The 18,360-nt window shown below is 54.5% G+C and carries 11 protein-coding genes and 1 tRNA gene; 2 read left to right on the forward strand and 10 right to left on the reverse strand.

Annotated elements, in window-relative coordinates:
• The first annotated feature begins 101 nt into the window (after positions 1 to 101).
• Positions 102 to 1,676 carry a LysM peptidoglycan-binding domain-containing protein gene (locus tag LC093_RS03700; RefSeq protein WP_226662210.1) on the forward strand — a complete coding sequence of 525 codons (1,575 nt, stop codon included), beginning with the start codon at positions 102 to 104 and terminating at the stop codon, positions 1,674 to 1,676.
• Between the two features lie 91 nt (positions 1,677 to 1,767).
• On the opposite strand, the gene LC093_RS03705 is transcribed toward LC093_RS03700, so the two are convergent.
• The 10 genes from LC093_RS03705 to LC093_RS03750 all read right to left on the reverse strand — a co-directional run bounded on the left by LC093_RS03705 (position 1,768) and on the right by LC093_RS03750 (position 17,189).
• Entirely contained in the window at positions 1,768 to 3,660 is a 1,893-nt protein-coding gene (locus LC093_RS03705; RefSeq protein WP_226662215.1) for a SurA N-terminal domain-containing protein, read from the reverse strand.
• A 205-nt stretch (positions 3,661 to 3,865) separates the two neighbouring features.
• Positions 3,866 to 4,138: an HU family DNA-binding protein gene (locus tag LC093_RS03710; protein ID WP_010132873.1), complete on the reverse strand. Its 273-nt coding sequence runs from the start codon at positions 4,136 to 4,138 to the stop codon at positions 3,866 to 3,868.
• A gap of 353 nt (positions 4,139 to 4,491) precedes the next feature.
• Positions 4,492 to 6,897, reverse strand: a complete 2,406-nt coding sequence (lon, locus tag LC093_RS03715; protein WP_226662218.1) for an endopeptidase La — start codon at positions 6,895 to 6,897, stop codon at positions 4,492 to 4,494.
• Positions 6,898 to 7,294: 397 nt separating this feature from the next.
• A complete protein-coding gene (gene clpX, locus LC093_RS03720) occupies positions 7,295 to 8,581 on the reverse strand; it encodes an ATP-dependent Clp protease ATP-binding subunit ClpX (protein ID WP_226662220.1) in 1,287 nt (428 codons plus the stop codon).
• 241 nt (positions 8,582 to 8,822) lie between these two features.
• On the reverse strand, positions 8,823 to 9,467 hold the full coding sequence (gene clpP, locus LC093_RS03725) for an ATP-dependent Clp endopeptidase proteolytic subunit ClpP (protein ID WP_226662223.1): 645 nt from the start codon (positions 9,465 to 9,467) through the stop codon (positions 8,823 to 8,825).
• Positions 9,468 to 9,711: 244 nt separating this feature from the next.
• Entirely contained in the window at positions 9,712 to 11,028 is a 1,317-nt protein-coding gene (gene tig, locus LC093_RS03730; RefSeq protein WP_226662225.1) for a trigger factor, read from the reverse strand.
• 190 nt (positions 11,029 to 11,218) lie between these two features.
• Positions 11,219 to 11,303 (reverse strand) — tRNA-Leu (locus LC093_RS03735).
• 193 nt (positions 11,304 to 11,496) lie between these two features.
• On the reverse strand, positions 11,497 to 12,672 hold the full coding sequence (gene fadA, locus LC093_RS03740) for an acetyl-CoA C-acyltransferase FadA (RefSeq protein ID WP_226662228.1): 1,176 nt from the start codon (positions 12,670 to 12,672) through the stop codon (positions 11,497 to 11,499).
• An 11-nt stretch (positions 12,673 to 12,683) separates the two neighbouring features.
• Positions 12,684 to 14,840, reverse strand: a complete 2,157-nt coding sequence (gene fadB / locus LC093_RS03745) for a fatty acid oxidation complex subunit alpha FadB (protein WP_226662231.1) — start codon at positions 14,838 to 14,840, stop codon at positions 12,684 to 12,686.
• A 489-nt stretch (positions 14,841 to 15,329) separates the two neighbouring features.
• Positions 15,330 to 17,189: a beta-ketoacyl synthase gene (locus tag LC093_RS03750; RefSeq protein ID WP_226662234.1), complete on the reverse strand. Its 1,860-nt coding sequence runs from the start codon at positions 17,187 to 17,189 to the stop codon at positions 15,330 to 15,332.
• A 184-nt stretch (positions 17,190 to 17,373) separates the two neighbouring features.
• Here LC093_RS03750 and LC093_RS03755 point away from each other — a divergent pair, with 184 nt between their 5' ends.
• On the forward strand, positions 17,374 to 18,360 hold the full coding sequence (locus LC093_RS03755) for a GlxA family transcriptional regulator (protein ID WP_226662237.1): 987 nt from the start codon (positions 17,374 to 17,376) through the stop codon (positions 18,358 to 18,360).

The raw sequence follows: 18,360 nt of genomic DNA on the forward strand, positions 1-18,360 counted from the left end.
TAGAATCAGACAATTACAATTCAAAGCTCACGCGCATTCGAAATAACGAAATCGCATAAACGCCTGAGCAGAAAGATAACGACTGAATCGCGGACACCAGCATGGTTTACAAAAAATTTGCCGTCGCCGTTTTAGCGGCGGCAGTGGGGGCCTGCGCACAAATCGAAACTGCGCCGGAAACAACCGCTTCTCAAAGCAAACCGGCGGCCGATGCCAACACTCCCAGCCACTCCGCGGAAATCAGCCGCAATATCCTGCAAGCTGCCGAGCCTGCCCTCCCTCCCGAGGATGTATGGGAGCGCCTTCGACGCGGCTTCGCGCTTGAGCGAGAAACCAACCGGGACAAAGTCGAGGATTACGTCAAATACTTCTCGTCTAACCAGGGCTACATGTCACGCGTGACCGAGCGCTCCCGGCGCTACATTTTTCATGTGGCGGAACAACTGGAACAGGCAAATATCCCCTCCGAATTTGCCCTGCTTCCCATCGTAGAAAGTGCCTACGATCCCTTTGCCTATTCTCACGCCCAGGCCTCCGGCATGTGGCAATTCATCCCCGCGACCGGCCGTTCATTTGGCCTGCACCAGAACTGGTGGTACGACGGCCGCCGTGACGTGGTGGAATCTACCCGGGCAGCGACTGAGTACTTCAATTATCTGGCCGGAAAATTCGACCACGACTGGCTGCTCGTTCTCGCCGCGTACAACGCCGGTGAAGGCACAGTCCGCCGTGCAATGGAGCGCAACCGCAAACGCGGTCTTGGTACCAGCTTCTGGGAGCTGAAGCTGCCACGGGAAACCCGTCGCTATGTACCTCAACTCCTCGCACTGGCAGAAGTCGTTGCGCATCCGGAGAAATATCAGGTGCCACTTTTCAACGTCGACAACACCCCGTACTACGCGGCTGTAGACGTGGGTAGTCAGATCGACCTCGCCCAAGCCTCCGAGCTGGCCGGCGTAGAAATTGAAGAGCTGTATCTGCTCAATCCTGGCTACAATCGATGGGCAACCGATCCGAATGGTAACCACCGCCTGCTGATTCCCGCAGAGAAGCGTGAGCAGTTCACGGAGGCGTTGAGCAAGCTACCTGCCTCTGAGCGGGTCAGCTGGCAACGTTACAAGGTCGCACGCGGCGATTCCCTTTCTGTGATCGCCCGCCGCTATGAAACGACTGTTTCCGCCATTCAGCAGACCAACAAACTGAGAGGCTCCAGTATCAGAGCCGGACAGACCCTGCTGATTCCCAGCGCTTCCGGCCCTGATGCACAATACGCCTACTCTATAGACCAGCGTATGAAGCGCCGCCAGTCCTCCGGTAAAGGCGACAAAACCTCTTACACCGTGCGGCCCGGAGACACCCTCTGGGGCATCGCCCGCTCACTCGATGTAAAAGTACGCGAACTTGCCAGCTGGAACAGTATTGCCCCCGGCGATACCCTCCGCCCGGGACGAAAACTCATCGCATATGCGGGAAGCGGTAATAGCGGTTCAGACGATAGCCGCACTACACGAAAAGTGTCTTACCGGGTTCGCAGTGGAGACTCCCTTTACCGCATCGCCCGCAAGTTCAGCATCGATATCAGTGATATCGTACGCTGGAACAAGCTCAGCAAAAATGGTTACCTGCAACCGGGCCAGCGCCTGACACTCTTTGTCGATACCGCAGCGAGTGGCTAAAAAACCCAAAGCGCCACTAGCGTAAATTGCACACATAAAAAAACCGGCTTAAAAGCCGGTTTTTTTATTGGTTCAGAACTCGGTGTTCAATTTACTTCCCTTCGACAATCTCGATATCGGCCTTGTCAGCAAGGTACTTTTGAACAGCTGCCAGTTCGGATGTTCCCTGCATGGACGCCAACTGCGTCAGCATCGCAGCACGCTGCTCAGCACTCTGCCCGGACAGTTTTCCTTCACGGACCGCACGCAATTGAACAACCACCTGGTCGCCATTCTGCAGTGCAAAATGCTCAACAGCAGTCGCACCCGGTTTTGGCGCATCCAGGCCGAAAACATGGCTAACCACATCCCCGCGCACCCCGAACCCACCGCGACGGGTATTGTCACTGGTTTCCAGGGTCAGCTCCTCACTACTGGCAACCTCGGAAAAGGCTTCGCCACTGGTGAGCTTGCTTTGGATATCCTCAGCCTTGGCCAGCAGCTGCTCGCTGGCTTTATCGCGCTTAAGGCGGTCGACGATTTGCTCGCGCACCTCATCCAGCGGCTTCACACCTGCTGGCTTGTGTTCCGCCAACTTCAATACAACGACGTGGTTTTCATTCAGGTTAAGCACTTCCGAAGCCATCCCATCTTCCAGGACTTCCGGCGAGAAGGCTGCAGCCAGGACTTTGCTATTACCGGTAATACCGGCACCGCCGTTGCGGGAAAACAACGGAGACTGCTGAACTTTTACACCAAGCTCTTCGGCCGGTCCGGCCAGACTCTCGGCATTGTATGCCAGGTCAGCAAGACGGCTCATGGCGCCAACAAACTCACGCTCGGCCTCCGCATTGCGCAAACGCGCGGTAATTGCTGCTTTCCGCTCATCAAAGGTCGGCGGTTCTGCGTCGGCAATTTCCAACAACTTAATGAAGTGAGTACCCGCGTCAGTTTCGACCGGACCGGAAACTTCACCCACATTCAATGCTGACAGGGTTTCCTCGAAAGTCTCCGGGAATACATCACCGCTCGTGAAACCAACATCACCACCCTCTTCACGGGAAACGATATCGTCCGAGAACTCCTTGGCAAGCACTGCAAAATCTTCACCCGCTGCCAGCTTGGCCTGCACAGCCGCAACCTTCGCCTTGCCTTCTTCACTATCAGCGTTCTCGACCAGGATATGGGCTGCGTGGCGGCGAGCTTCTGCCGCGAAGTTCTTCGCTTCCTGTTCGTACTGTGCACGCACATCCGCTTCCGCCACGTCGATGTTGGCTGCAAACAGATCCGGGGTGAGCTCAATGTAGTTCACAGCAACCTGCTCGGGACGCTGGAATTCGTCCTGATGGGAATCGTAGTAACCCTGGATCTCGGTGTCCGAGACAGAGACATCGGACAAAAGCGGGGCAACCGGCAGGGTCACATAGTCGAAATCACGCTCTTCCATGGATACGGCAACCACCTGCTCTGCAGCTTTACGGGTAGTAAATGCGCTGTCAGCGACACTCCCTGCATACTGCTGCATCACCATATCCTGCTCCAGCAGCTGGTGGAAACCTGCGTGGCTGTATCCCATACGGCGGAGAGCGTCGCGATACACCTGCGCGTCAAACTTGCCATTAATCTGGAAGCCGGCCATCTGCGCGATGTCCCGGTCGACAATCGCGGTGCTCATCACCATACCGCTTTCTTGAGCGGCCTGTCGCATTACCGAGGTATTGACCAGCTGCTGCAAGACAGGTCCCCGCAGTTGCTCATCGGTCAGCAGCTCTGCAGGAACGCTGTCACCGTACTGGCTCTCGATCATGCTACGGCGATTTTGAATCGCGCGCTGCAGATCCAGATTGGTAATTTTTTCACCATTGACTTCGGCTACTTTGTCAGCCGAGCCACCACTGGCACCGGTGAAAAAGTCGATTCCACCGATCACCATGATAAATCCGAAAAATGCCGCAACAATTACTGCAGCCGTTCCCTTCAGGTTGTCACGCATGGACTGAAGCATATTCAGCTCCGAAAATTAACTCTTACTTAGAACACTCAAGAATCATTGGTTATTTTTGGCTCACTGCTTCAGGAAGCTACCCGAGCACAAGTGAAATATTTAGCCCTTCTGGGCCTGATCCAAGACTGAGAACTACAATATTGCAGAAATAAAAAAGGCGCATCGAACTGATACGCCCTTTTGAAGCTCGATGAAACGATGCTTCTTAATTTACCGCGTCTTTCAAAGCTTTACCGGCTTTGAAATTCGGGATTTTAGCTGCAGCGATTTCGATCGGATCGCCGGTACGCGGGTTGCGACCGGTGCGAGCGGCACGCTCTTTAACAGCGAAAGTACCAAAGCCAACCAGCGCTACTTGGTCGCCCTTTTTCAGTGCGTCAGTAATGCTGTCTACCATGGCGTCCAAAGCACGGCCAGCGGCTGCCTTCGGAATGTCGGCAGATGCGGCAATGGCTTCGATCAGTTCGGACTTATTCACGCTATATCCCTCTGTTCTTTTCTAGGTGTGTATCTAGTTACAAATGCCCCTCTTTGGGGACATCTTTTCATGCATTTTGCACACGGTTTTTAATCGCCTGCGGCACTCTCCGCAGTGCAATAAGGCCCGATTTATACCAACTGCCCGTGAGCGGGTCAAGGAACCATGCGGCTTTGCGGGGAGTTGAACAAATTTAAAGCTCTCTTGCTCAGGCTTTACCCGGCAAGCTCATTTTTTAAACTGCAGAATGACCAGGTCGCGTACTTTACGCGACCTGGTCATTGGCAAGCAAGCAAAGTTTACCGGCTAAATTCAACCAGGCGCATCGGCCTGGTTGGCGTATTTCAGACAGTTCAGTGCGTTTGTATCGACTTTTGAGAACGCTCCTCCGCCTGCTTTTGCAAAGCGGAGTACTCTTCGTCACTCAGGGGGCTGGGCATTCTTTCCAATGCATATTCGAAAACCTGATCAATCCATTTTACCGGCTTGATCACCAGGTCTTGCTGTATGTTGTCAGGAATATCCTTCAAGTCCCGCTCATTGTCCGCAGGTATCAACACAGTCTTGATACCGCCGCGGTGCGCTGCCAGCAGTTTTTCCTTGAGGCCGCCGATCCGTAAAACTTCGCCGCGCAGAGTAATCTCCCCCGTCATGGCGACATCGGAGCGCACAGGAATGTTCGTCAAAACAGACGCCAGCACCGTACACATCGCAATACCTGCAGAGGGGCCATCCTTGGGTGTGGCGCCCTCAGGCACGTGAATATGGATATCCCGGGTTTCGTGGAAGTCCGGCGCAACACCCAGCGCCTGAGCACGCGCACGAACAACCGTAAGGGCTGCCTGGATTGACTCCTGCATCACATCACCCAAGGAACCGGTCTTGATAACCCGCCCTTTACCTGAAACCGCGGAAGACTCGATTGTGAGCAGCTCACCACCAACTTCCGTCCAGGCAAGGCCGGTAACCTGACCAATCTTGTTTTCCTCTTCTGCGCGGCCGTAGTCAAACTTACGTACACCCAGCAATTCTTCCAGTTGCTCCGGCTCGACAACCACTTTGTGCTTTGTCGATTTACGCACGTGCTCAGTCACTACTTTCCGGCAAATTTTTGCCACCTCACGATCCAGTCCTCGCACCCCGGCTTCCCGGGTGTAATAGCGCACAATGTCGCGGACAGTTTCATCGCGAAGCTCCAGCTCATCTTCCTTCAACCCTGCCGCTTTTCGCTGTTTCGGCACCAGATAGCGCTGTGCAATGTTGAGCTTTTCATCTTCGGTATACCCCGGAATCCGAATCACTTCCATACGGTCCAGCAGAGGACCCGGAATATTCATGGAGTTAGAGGTACAAACAAACATCACATCCGAGAGGTCGTAATCGACTTCCAGGTAGTGGTCGTTAAAGGATTTGTTCTGCTCGGGATCCAACACTTCCAAAAGGGCAGAGGCAGGATCACCGCGGTGGTCCATGCCCATCTTGTCTACTTCGTCCAGCAGGAACAGGGGGTTTTTAACACCAACCTTGGAAATTTTCTGAACCAGCTTGCCAGGCAAAGAGCCGATATAGGTTCGACGATGCCCGCGAATTTCAGCTTCGTCACGCACGCCGCCGAGCGCCATGCGTACATACTTCCGGTTGGTCGCGCGGGCAATGGATTCTCCCAAAGAGGTCTTACCGACACCGGGAGGCCCAACCAAACACAATATGGGGCCCTTGACCTTTTTAACGCGTTTCTGAACTGCAAGATACTCGAGTATCCGCTCCTTGACCTCTTCCAGACCATAGTGGTCCTTGTTCAGAATTTCTTCTGCCTTGATCAGGTCGTGGCGAACGCGACTGGCCTTTTTCCACGGCACGCTCAGCATCCAATCAATGTAACTGCGCAGCACCGATGCTTCTGCAGACATCGGCGACATCATTTTCAGTTTGCCAAGCTCGGCGCGGGTCTTTTTCTCTGCTTCTGCAGACATGCCGGATTCGGCAATCTTTTTTTCCAGCTCTTCAACTTCGTTGGGCTCTTCGGAAATTTCCCCCAATTCTTTCTGAATGGCCTTCATCTGCTCATTCAGGTAGTACTCCCGCTGGCTTTTCTCCATCTGCTTTTTCACACGGCCACGGATCTTCTTCTCGACCTGAATAAGGTCAATTTCGGAGTCCATCAGGCCCAGGAGATGCTCCAACCGCTCTTTAACCGACACGGTTTCCAGCAGTTCCTGCTTCTGCGGCAGATCCAGGGACATATGCGCGGCGATGGTATCGGCAAGTCGACCGGGTTCATCAATGCCAGACAAAGAAGTAATCACTTCGTTTGGCACTTTTTTGCTGACGCTAACGTACTGTTCGAACTGTGACATCGCCGAGCGCACCAGAGCCTCAGATTCGGCTTCAGGCAACTCTTCCGTGGAAAGCTCGCTTACGCTTGCACGATAGTGGCTCTCGCCTTCTTTGATCTCTTCGATCTTCACTCGATGACCGCCTTCAACCAGCACTTTTACAGTGCCGTCAGGCAACTTCAGTAACTGCAGCACACTGGCGACAGTACCGACACGATAAACGTCGTCTGCACCCGGATCATCTTCAGACGCCTGGCGCTGAGCCACCAGCAACACCTGCTTGTCTGTGCGCATGGCATCTTCGAGCGCATCAATTGATTTTTCCCTGCCAACGAACAGCGGGATAACCATATGCGGGTAGACCACTACATCACGCAGTGGGAGCATGGGGTATTCGTTCAGGGTATCGGATGGCTGGTCCATAAAACTCCTCTCGGGCCCTCTCGGCGGCGTTCCGCCACCGGATTATTGGCATTCTGGCCAGCGCTGCACCAGAAGCACATCACTGTAATTATTGCCATTACAGGGGTTAATTGGGGGCAGCCCACAGAATAACAAGCCTCCGTAGGGCTCTGCTGCAAAATAAGTTTAATTTACCCACCCCGAAACGACTTGCAAAAAGCCACTTTTACGCCGGTGCCGCCGGCAGAGTGCAGCTAGTGACTACCCGCGCGGAGGATTTTGACGAAATTCATCGCCAAATCCTGCCCTTCGGCGAAATAGCGCCCATAAAAAAAGCCCCTGACAGGGGCTTTTTTAGAGTACGAGCCCGCAGAAGTGACTCTACAGACTCACACAGCAAGGACTCAAACCTGGCGGATTATTCCTCGGGAGCAGCCTTTTGCTGAGCCTCAGCCTGCTCATACACCAGTAACGGCGCCGACTCACCCTTGATAACCGCCTCATCAATAACAACTTTGGCTACGTTATCCATGGACGGAATGTCGTACATGGTTTCAAGCAACACAGACTCCATAATAGAGCGCAGCCCTCGCGCACCCGTTTTCCGCTCCATCGCTTTGGTCGCTACTGCGTCCAGCGCGTCAGGCCTGAAGTCCAGCTCTACATCTTCCATTTCAAACAGCTTGCCGTACTGTTTGGTCAGTGCGTTGCGCGGCTCGGTCAAAATCTGCACAAGCGCAGCGCGATCAAGCTCTTCGAGGGTTGCTGTCACAGGCAGACGCCCTACGAACTCGGGAATCAGACCGTAGCGGACCAGGTCTTCAGGCTCCAGATCAAGCAGTACCTCACCGAAGTTGCCACCACTGTCTTTGGATTTCACCTCTGCACCGAAACCGATGCCGCCTTTTTCCGAGCGATCTCGAATCACTTTGTCGAGGCCTGCAAATGCACCACCACAGATAAACAGGATATTCGAGGTATCAACCTGTAAGAATTCCTGCTGAGGGTGCTTGCGCCCACCTTGCGGTGGAACAGAGGCCACAGTGCCTTCAATCAACTTCAACAGAGCCTGCTGTACACCCTCACCCGATACATCACGGGTAATCGAGGGGTTATCAGACTTGCGAGAAATCTTGTCGATCTCATCGATATACACGATGCCCTGCTGTGCCTTCTCGACGTCGTAATCACATTTTTGCAGAAGCTTCTGAATAATGTTTTCTACGTCTTCACCTACGTAGCCAGCTTCCGTCAGCGTCGTGGCATCTGCAATCGTGAAAGGCACATTCAGCAGACGCGCCAGAGTTTCCGCCAGCAGTGTCTTACCGCTACCAGTAGGTCCGACCAGCAGAATATTGGATTTACCAAGCTCTACGTCTTCTTTGCCTTTCACACTCTTGCTGGTGCGAAGGCGCTTATAGTGGTTATAAACCGCTACCGCGAGCACTTTTTTTGCCCGCTTCTGCCCGATCACATACTGATCGAGGATTTCGGTGATTTCCTGTGGGGTAGGCAAACGACTATCGTCGCCATCCGATGAGTCCTGTACTTCTTCGCGGATGATATCGGTACACAACTCTACGCATTCATCACAGATATAGACCGATGGACCGGCAATAAGCTTGCGCACTTCCTGTTGGCTTTTGCCACAGAAGGAACAGTACAGGAGCTTGCCGTTTTCTTCTCCGCTGTTCTGGTCAGTCATCAATGTACTCCGTGGTCTAACAGCCAGCCGAAACGCGGTGGCAAATAGGGTTCATAAGCAAGATGCGGCCTTTTGGCATGTTTTTCAAGCTTTTTTCTTCTGATGACAACCCCGAATTAACATCTGTCAGGGCTGCCACCTTTAGCATGTGTGACCTCTAGACCAGGCCGACCTGGAATATCGCACCACAAATTATCGTGAGAAGAGACTTTCCGTGTCGTGCTTTACAGCAAAACCGTCATCACTTGCTCACCGCCTGGCGGCGCGAGATTACCTCATCGACAAGGCCATACTCTTTTGCCTCGTCAGCACTCAGGAACTTGTCTCGCTCAGTATCGCGCTCAATGTCCGCGACACTTCGCCCGGTGTGATGCGCCATCAGCTCATTGAGGCGGGAGCGGATCTTGAGGATTTCCTGCGCGTGAATATGGATATCAGATGCCTGCCCCTGGGCGCCACCACTAGGCTGGTGAATCATCACCCGGGAATTTGGCGTCGCAAACCGTTTCCCTTCCGCCCCAGACGTCAGCAGGAACGCCCCCATACTGCAGGCCTGACCGATACACATTGTGCTGACATCAGGCTTGATGAACTGCATGGTGTCATAAATTGACATGCCGGCAGTCACCGACCCACCCGGTGAATTGATATAGAGGTGAATATCTTTGTCAGGATTTTCAGCTTCCAGGAACAGCAATTGGGCCACGACCAGATTGGCCATATGGTCTTCTACCGGTCCCACCAAAAAAATCACACGCTCTTTCAGCAACCGGGAGTAAATATCAAAAGAACGCTCACCTCGAGCGGTCTGTTCCACAACCATGGGAACCAGGCCGCCGGTGGCCAATGTGTCACTATTTCTTGAGAGGTAGTCAAAAGATGCCATGGATACGGTGCTTCCTTTTTTTGGCGTATTTGGCGGGATCAGAGTCAACCATCACTGCAATCCCCAAAACTCAGTCAATCTGAGCTTAACTGGTCATGAGCGATAAAGCCAGCGAGTCTAAGACAGGAATAAAAAAGAGAAAAATGTCACGCAGCGCGCTAACCCGGAACAGGCATTGGAATTTACGGGCGCTTACTTGATATGAAAAAAAAGGCCACCTTTTGGTGGCCTTTTTTACATCAACTTAGCTCTGTTTTTCAGGCTTGATGACGTCGTCGTAGCTGCTTTCCACTTCGCTAACTTTTGCCTTATCAAGCACGAAGTCAACAACCTGATCTTCAAGCACCACAGACTCAACACCAGCCAGCAGCTCACGATTGCTGAAATAATAGTCAACCACTTCTTCAGGCTGCTGATAGGTGGAGGCCAGCTCCTCTACTTTCGCCTTTACGCGGTCGCTATCAACGTTCAGCTCGTTCTGCTTAACGATTTCACCAACAACCAGACCCAGTACAACACGGCGCTTGGCCTGATCTTCGAACATCGCGTCCGGCAGCATGCGAGCCGCATCTTCTGGCTTGATCTGACCACCGAACTGCTGAACCATCTGGCCACGCAGGCTGTTTACTTCACTGGCAACCAGTGCAGCAGGGATTTCCACCTGGTGCTTCTCGAACAGCTGGTCCATGACCTGGGTCTTGACCTTGTTCAGGGCTGCATTCTTCAGCTCGCGCTGCATGTTGCCACGAACTTCTTCGCGGAACTTCTCTTCGCCGCCTTCCTCAACACCGTAGGCCGCGAAAAACTCATCGTTCAGTTCTGGCAGTTCCGGCTTCTCGGAAGCGGTAACCTTGATGGTGAACACAGCTTCTGCGCCACGCAGGTTTTCCGCCTGATAGTCTTCAGGGAAAGTAACCTCAACTTCTTTCTCTTCACCCGGCTTCATGCCGAGAATGCCGTCTTCGAAGCCCGGGATCATGCTGCCGGAACCCAGAACCAGCTTGTGACCGTCGGCCTTGCCACCTTCGAACTCTTCGCCGTCTTTGCGACCAACGAAGTCGATAGTGACCTGGTCACCCTTCTGCGCTTTGCGCTTGGTTTCTTTCCAGGAAGACTGCTGCTTGCGCAGAACGTCGATCATGTTGTCAACGTCTTTGTCAGTCACTTCTGCTACCGGACGCTCTACAGCAACCTCAGCAAGGTCAGTCAGCTCAACTTCCGGATACACTTCGAAAGTTGCAACGTACTCGAGGTTCTCACCCGGAGCGACACCACTTTTTGCTTCAATACTCGGCTGACCGGCCGGCTTCACCTGCTCCTTCTGCACCGCTTCGTAGAAAGAACGGCTCATCACTTCACCGAGAACTTCCTGACGAACACCGGCACCGAAACGCTGGCGAACAACTTTCATCGGCACTTTGCCTTTACGGAAACCGTTAATGCGCACGGTCTTGGCAGCCTGCTGAAGGCGCTTGTCAACTTCCTTTTCTACGATTTCCGCCGGCAAATTGACGGTTAAACGACGTTCCAGGCCGGAAGTTGTTTCGATAGAAACCTGCATGATAATCCTCGTGAGACTCTTCTCTACAATCGCACCGGGCCGTAAATAAGTTACGCCGCAGCGCCAGCGATCAGCGATCTGCCGGAAAATTCACCGGCCGCCAAATACAACCAGCCCGCGCCAACTTGGGGCAAGCAGCCACTGGAAACAGTGAACTCCCTGCCGGGCACGGACTATAAAATTCCTGAGTTGGTGGGGACGGGGAGACTCGAACTCCCACACCTCTCGGCACCAGAACCTAAATCTGGCGTGTCTACCAATTTCACCACGTCCCCGCACCTCGAAACGCTCTAACCTATTGATTTCAATGTTGTTTTACAAAGAAAACACAGTGAGCTGCAACGAGGGGAGCAGATTGTGCCACAGCATTAGCGACGCTTCAACAAAACCTGCAAGACTAATTAACCTACTCCCCCAAAATGCAACAGGGCGCCCGAAGGCGCCCTGCTTTTCAGGCAATACCGCGGTTTAGACGCGTTCCACAATCGTGGTGATGCCCTGTCCCAGACCAATACACATAGTCGAGACACCCAGGTTACCGCCTTCGTTTTGCAGAACGCTCAACAAAGTCCCGGTAATGCGGACGCCGGAGCAACCGAACGGGTGACCAAGCGCGATGGCGCCGCCGTACAGGTTGACCTTCTCATCCATTTTGTCGAGCAGGCTAAGATCTTTCAGCACCGGCAGCGCCTGCGCAGCGAAAGCTTCGTTCAGCTCTACCTTATCGATATCGTCGATCGTCAAACCTGCACGCTTGAGAGCGTTCTGGGTGGACGGTACCGGGCCGTACCCCATGATTGACGGGTCCACGCCGGCCAATGCCATTTCGCGGACTTTGGCAATCGGGGTCATACCCAGCGCCTGAGCACGCTCGGCGGACATGATCAACATTACGGACGCGCCGTCGGTAATCTGGGAAGAAGTTCCCGCAGTTACCTGGCCGTGCTTTGGATCAAACGCCGGACGCAGCTGAGCCAACCCTTCGACGGTTGTATCCGGACGGATGGTCTGATCAGACTCCACCAGGTAAGGCACGCCGTCGTCGTCATGCCCCTCGATCGCGATAATTTCGCGATTGAATTTACCCTCTGCAGTTGCGGCAGCGGCACGCTGATGCGAGCGAGCACCGAACTCATCCATCTGCTGACGCTGAATACCGTGCATCATTGCCAGGTATTCTGCGGTCATACCCATGGAGCCGGCAGCTTTGGCCATAAAGCGCCCCATCATCGGGTTAGGGCTCACATGTTCCATCATGTTCAGATGGCCCATGTGCTCAACGCCACCCACCACATACACATCACCAACACCCGCCTGGATGTTGGCCGCCGCAGTGTGCAGCGCAGACATGGAGGAACCACACAGACGGTTTACGGTCTGCGCCGGAATGGTATGAGGCAGGCCGGCGCGCAGCACGATCATGCGCGCCACGTTGAAGCCCTGCTCGTCACGCTGCATCACACAACCCCAGATGAGGTCATCGATTTCTTTCGGGTCCAGCTTGTCATTACGCTGCAGGAACTTGTTCAGCAGCTCGGCGGACATATCATCCGCTCGCACATTCCGATACACACCGTTTTTGGAACGCCCCATGGCAGTACGCGCATAGTCGACGATTACGGCATCTCTAGGATTCAGACTCATGGAAACTCTCCTTACTTGTCGCCGTAGTAGGTGGTGCCATTTTTGGCCATTTCACGCATGCCTTCGGTAGGCTCGTAAAGCTTGCCGAGATCAGAGAACTGCTCAGCCATCTTCACAAAATTGTCCATACCGATGCTGTCCAGCCAGGCGAAGATGCCACCACGGAACGGCGGGAAGCCGATACCGTAAATCAGTGCCATGTCGGCTTCTGCCGGGGACTCAACAATGCCCTCTTCCAGGCAGCGTGCAAGCTCGGTAGCCATAGGCACCATCATACGCGCGATAATTTCGTCTTTCTCGAATTCGCGACGCTCAGCTACATGCGGCTTGAGTAGCTCGTAAGACTCTTCAGACGCCACTTTCTTCGGGCGGCCTTTTTTGTCTTCTTCGTAGTTATAGAAGCCTTTGCCGTTTTTCTGGCCATAGCGACCAGCTTCGTACATAACGTCAGAAGCAGCCGTGAACGTCTTACCCATCCGGTCAGGGAAACCTTCTGCCATAACCTGCTCTGCGTGCACACCGGTATCGATGCCCACAACATCCATCAGGTAAGCCGGACCCATCGGCCAACCCCAGCGTTCCATGACTTTATCGACTTCCTGGAAGTCGGCGCCATCGCGCACCAGCATGGCAAAACCAGCAAAGTACGGGAACAGTACGCGGTTAACCAGGAATCCCGGGCAGTCACGCACAACGATCGCCTTCTTGCCCATTTTGTTGGCATAGGCAACAACGCGGGCAACCGCAGTCTCGGAAGTCTTCTCGCCGCGAATCACTTCCACCAGTGGCATCTTGTGCACCGGGTTGAAGAAGTGCATGCCCAGGAAGTTTTCCGGACGCGCCAGCGGCTCAGCAAGATGATCGATCGAGATGGTAGAAGTGTTGGACGCGATCACGGTGTCTTCGGTGACCTTGGTTTCCACTTCTTTGAGAACCGCGTGCTTGACCTTCGGGTTCTCAACAACCGCTTCAACAACGATATCGATGTTTTCGAAGCCGTCGTAACTCAGAGTCGGCTCGATACGGTTCAGCACCTCACCCATCTTGGCCGGAGTCATACGGCCACGCTCTACCATCTTGGCGAGAAGCTTGTTCGCTTCGTTCAAGCCCAGATCGATACCTTTCTGGTCGATATCTTTCATCTTAATGGGAGTGCCTTTGGAGGCAGACTGGTAGGCAATACCGCCGCCCATAATGCCAGCTCCAAGTACCGCGGCGCGCTCGATCTGCTTGTCCGCTTTCTTTTCCCAGTTTTTGGCCACCTTGCCAACTTTCTGGTCATTCAGGAAAAGACCAACCAGGGATTTCGCCGTACCGGTTTGAGCACTTGCGATAAATTGCTGCTGCTCAATTGCGAGAGCCTCATCACGACCCAGCTTATAACCCTGCTCGATGGAGGTTACCGCATTCACCGGAGACGGATAATTTTTACCCGCCTGCTGACCAACAAACGCCTTGGTGGTGAAGAAAGCCATCAGCGCTTCGGTGTCGTTCATGGGGATCGGAGACTTCTTAATCTCGCGACGCTCTTTGTAATCCAGCTCACCCGCAATCGCGCGACCCAACAGTTTCAGAGCGGCAGCTTTCAGCTGCTCGGTAGCGACTACAGCATCAACTGCGTGTGCAGCCAGCGCGGCGTCCGGACGCTGCTCTTTACCTGCGGCGATCCACTCCGCAGCACCGTCAACGCCAATCACACGCGGCAGACGAACAGTGCCGCCCCAGCCCGGGATCAGGCCAAGCTTCACTTCCGGCAGTCCAACCTTGGCCTTGTCGCCCATTACGCGGAAATCACAACCCAGGCAGACTTCGAATCCGCCGCCGAGAGCGTAGCCATTAATGGCAACGGCGGTAGGGAACGGCAGATCTTCCAGGCGGTTGATATTCTCGTTGTTCTTGTTCATCAGCTCAGAGATCCCTTCCGGACCCGCTGAGAAGGCGCCACCAAACTCTGTGATGTCTGCGCCGACAATAAATACGCCCTTACCGCTGGTCAGCAGCAGGCCTTTGATATCGCCAGCCTTTTCAATCGCGTCCAGCGCTTCAGAGAACTCTGACACAGTCTGACGATTGAACTTGTTGACGGATTCGCCTTCCAGATCGAACTTCAGCTCCGCGATGCCGTCTTCCAACATCTGCACTGAAAGTGCTTTGCCACTAAATAACATTATTGACCTCGTTGTTTGATGACCGGGCTCTGACGCCAGAATATAAACCGGTCCGGGGGGTCGGGGTTTGAATATGACTGCTGCTCTGACACCGCCACAGTATTCTCAGTTCGGCGACGACAGCAACTGGCGCAGTCAACGAGACCTAGTATAGCCAGATTCAAACACGCGTTTGAATACCATTTCTACCATATCCAGTGTCCCCTTTAGCACAGGGACCCTCAAACCGATCATTATTTACTCAGAACGGCAACCTGAATACGGAAACGCTAGAACAGTGCCTGCGGGGCACAACAGCCAAGCAATAGTAGTCATCTGCTCTATCGGAGACGAGCCATTCGCCGTTTGGATCGATAATCCTGGCAATGAACTGGACGGCATGACCAGGGAGTATGCCCAGGACCGCGGATTCGGTCCTGGCGTCACCTATATAAAGAAGGAATGTTCGGTCAGTGACAGGTACTGACGAAGCGACGAGCGGTTAGAGGCTTATACCATGTCTTCGTAGGGGTTTACGTTCGGCAATGTCACCTCGCCCCCCATTCCCGGCAAGGTCACACGCTCACTATCACAGGCGATGCCTGATTCATCAATAAGCCCCTCGCCAAAACGATAAATCGCCTTGAGATCGCCGCGACTGGCACTCTCATCATACGCGGCAGCCTGTGCGGCAACCGCTTCGCTGCGCCTGCGGTAATCCGTCATCGCCTTGGCTCCGTGGCGCTTACTCAGCATACGCTCTACCACATGAGGCGCCAAAACACTGGCCGTCGCATTATTGCCTCCAAAACCCTTCGAATTGAGGAAGGCTACATCCAACGACTCCGGCGCGCGCTCCACGTGCTGCATGGACAACATCAGGTTATCGTGGTGCACATCGTCAGCAATGCGATCAATCGTAGTAATCCCCGGCAGAACGCCATGGGAGAAAATACCCAGACTGGTAACAAGCTGGTCGCCACTCGCCGCCGCAACGGTATGCCCCAGATAAGCTTTAACCGCACACACGGGCCAGGCATCAATGCCGAACGCCGCTGCCAGCTGGTCAAAAATCGCAGATTCGGTCACCCGGTTTTGCGGAGTACTCGAACCATGTGCCTGCACAAAACTGCGGCGTCGCAGACTCTCATCACCGAGGATTGCGCGGACTTCCGCCATGGCGCGAGCCACCGTGAGATAATTACCCGGCCCTGGCGCGGAAATCGACTTTTTCGGACCATCCGCGTTGACGAATACATTCGCCACCGCACCGTGTATCGGCGCCCCCAGCTCGAGAGCGAGTTCATCGTCCATAAGTACCGCCCACTGACTGCCCTCTCCCAGAGTGAAACCGCAGTTATCACCAAAAGGACGGCTGGCACGACGGAAATCAATATCGCCACCAAAAATTTTGCGCAGGCCTTCAGTGTTGGCCAAAGCGCCCATGGTGGTATAACCATCCACTACTTCCGGCACCAGCGGCGCCTCCGCTGCGCCAACCACGGCAACGCGGGCGCGACCGCAGCGGATATCTTCCACCGCCGCGCGCAGATTGTAGAGGTAAGTTGCACAGGCACCGGCAACGGCTCCTGTCGTACCGACACTGCCGAGTACATACGCATTCACAAAATCCGCCGGCATACTGGTCAGCCCCAGCGCCAACTGCTTGGAGCTTACCCGACTACCGCGCAGCCGGGACTGCAGCAGACCACCATTACCATTGGGGTCAAGTTGGCTCATCGCTGAGCTCGCGTAGACCGATATATTTTCCGGGCCCGCTCTCTCAACCACACGCTCCCAATCAATCCCCAGGGACTGCACTGCATCGGAGGCACCGAGAATCGCAAGCTGTAATCCGCGGGGGTGAAAGCGGGAGTTATACTGCTCACCCGGCTCAAAGCCTGTGGGTAGCTGTCCCGCCGAGGCGACGGGAATCTCGCGGTGACTATCCAGCATCACCGAAAGTGACGCACACCTTACCCGCACCTTTCCACCATCGAGAGGCTCAACTTCCCACCCTTCAGGCAACGGTGATGGCAGCTGCCGCACCGACATCTCGAAAGTGAAGCCGCTGTCACTGCTCAACTGCGCAGACTGGTGAAAATGGCAGTTTCGATAATCGTAAAAGCGCGTTTCAAGCTCACGCACCAGGGTGCCATCGAGCACCTGCCGCTCGAGCGCCGCATCCAGTGGGCCGGATGCCGCCGCGCCTGTGCGCAAGCCCATCAGCGCCGCAAGGTCAGACAGGGTATCGTTGCGCTCCGTCTGACTAAGATTATCCAGAATCAAGCGCTTATAACCGCGATGAAATGAACTGCGACCGGCGGGGTTAAACCCCCCAAAAGCGGTAATAACGGGTAGGCGCTGCATCCTGATCTCCAGCCTGTGTTTAAGTATGAATCCGATAGAGAGTCAGTTTAGGGGCTGGCGATTCGGCCTCGTTATGGGCATACTGGCCAGCAATTTTGAGCTTCTGGCCATTATGCGCCCGATACCCCGCAGAGCGTGATCAACATCATGCTCCCAGCGGCCAATCCGGCAGCGAGAGTTACCCATGCCCACCATTACATTCATGCTGGTCGACCAAATGCTTTCCACGGGCACCATTCTGCCCCTGGAAATGCTCCGCGGCGCCGAAAGCCGCGCGCGCGCAAGCGGCGAGCGCACCCCATTGAAACTTGTAACTGCCAGCATTGACGGCGCACCGGTCAAGTCACGATCCGGCTTCCAACTGATGCCGGATGTGGCGCTTGCCGACGCGCCCGACAGCGACATCATTTACCTGCCGGCCCTGTGGCGAAATCCTCGCCCGGCCCTGCGACGCAGCGCCCAGCTACTGGAGTGGCTGAGAAATCAAGCCGAGCTGGGGGCCGCCATTTCGGCGGTGGGTACCGGCGTCTGTTTTCTGGCCGAAGCCGGATTGCTGGATGGCAAACCCGCCACCACACACTGGCATTACTTTGACCAGTTTGCGGCCGACTACCCCCAGGTAAAACTCAAGCGCCAGTACTTTATTACCCAGGCGGATAAACTGTTCTGTGCCGCCAGCGTAAATGCCCTGGCTGACGTGACGGTTCACCTGATCCGCCAACTGTACGGACCGGCCGTCGCCAGTCACGTCGAGCGCAACTTTTCCCACGAAATTCGTCGTCCATTCGAGGAAATTGCCTATTCCGAAGGCGCCGTTCACCTCCACCCGGACGAAGATATCGTTCAGGCTCAAACCTGGCTGAAACAACACTGCAGCGAAGATGTAAAACTCAGCGAGGTGGCCCAGTATTTCGACATGAGCGTTCGCTCGTTTAATCGCCGGTTCAAAATGGCGACAGGACAAACACCACTGCAATACCTGCAGAATGTGCGTGTCGATATGGCCAGGGAGTTGCTGCAGTCCAGCAACCTTTCAGTAAATGAAATAGCGGAAAAAGTGGGCTACCAGGACATGGGCCACTTCACGGCCCTGTTCAAAAAATTCCTTGCGACAACGCCGAGCGAATACCGCACCACGGTCAGGGCAAAATTGTTTCGGGTGAATACGTAA

The organism is Microbulbifer aggregans (assembly GCF_020524005.1).
In the GTDB taxonomy this organism is placed as follows: Bacteria; Pseudomonadota; Gammaproteobacteria; order Pseudomonadales; family Cellvibrionaceae; genus Microbulbifer; species Microbulbifer aggregans_A.

Bases quoted from the DNA above. Each gene is read 5' to 3' on its own strand.
- LC093_RS03700 (WP_226662210.1), top strand. From the start codon at position 102: ATGGTTTACAAAAAATTTGCCGTCGCCGTTTTAGCGGCGGCAGTGGGG.
- clpX (WP_226662220.1), bottom strand. From the start codon at position 8,581: ATGACTGACCAGAACAGCGGAGAAGAAAACGGCAAGCTCCTGTACTGT.
- fadA (WP_226662228.1), bottom strand. From the start codon at position 12,672: ATGAGTCTGAATCCTAGAGATGCCGTAATCGTCGACTATGCGCGTACT.
- lon (WP_226662218.1), bottom strand. From the start codon at position 6,897: ATGGACCAGCCATCCGATACCCTGAACGAATACCCCATGCTCCCACTG.
- tig (WP_226662225.1), bottom strand. From the start codon at position 11,028: ATGCAGGTTTCTATCGAAACAACTTCCGGCCTGGAACGTCGTTTAACC.
- LC093_RS03750 (WP_226662234.1), bottom strand. From the start codon at position 17,189: ATGCAGCGCCTACCCGTTATTACCGCTTTTGGGGGGTTTAACCCCGCC.
- LC093_RS03705 (WP_226662215.1), bottom strand. From the start codon at position 3,660: ATGCTTCAGTCCATGCGTGACAACCTGAAGGGAACGGCTGCAGTAATT.
- clpP (WP_226662223.1), bottom strand. From the start codon at position 9,467: ATGGCATCTTTTGACTACCTCTCAAGAAATAGTGACACATTGGCCACC.
- fadB (WP_226662231.1), bottom strand. From the start codon at position 14,840: ATGTTATTTAGTGGCAAAGCACTTTCAGTGCAGATGTTGGAAGACGGC.
- LC093_RS03755 (WP_226662237.1), top strand. From the start codon at position 17,374: ATGCCCACCATTACATTCATGCTGGTCGACCAAATGCTTTCCACGGGC.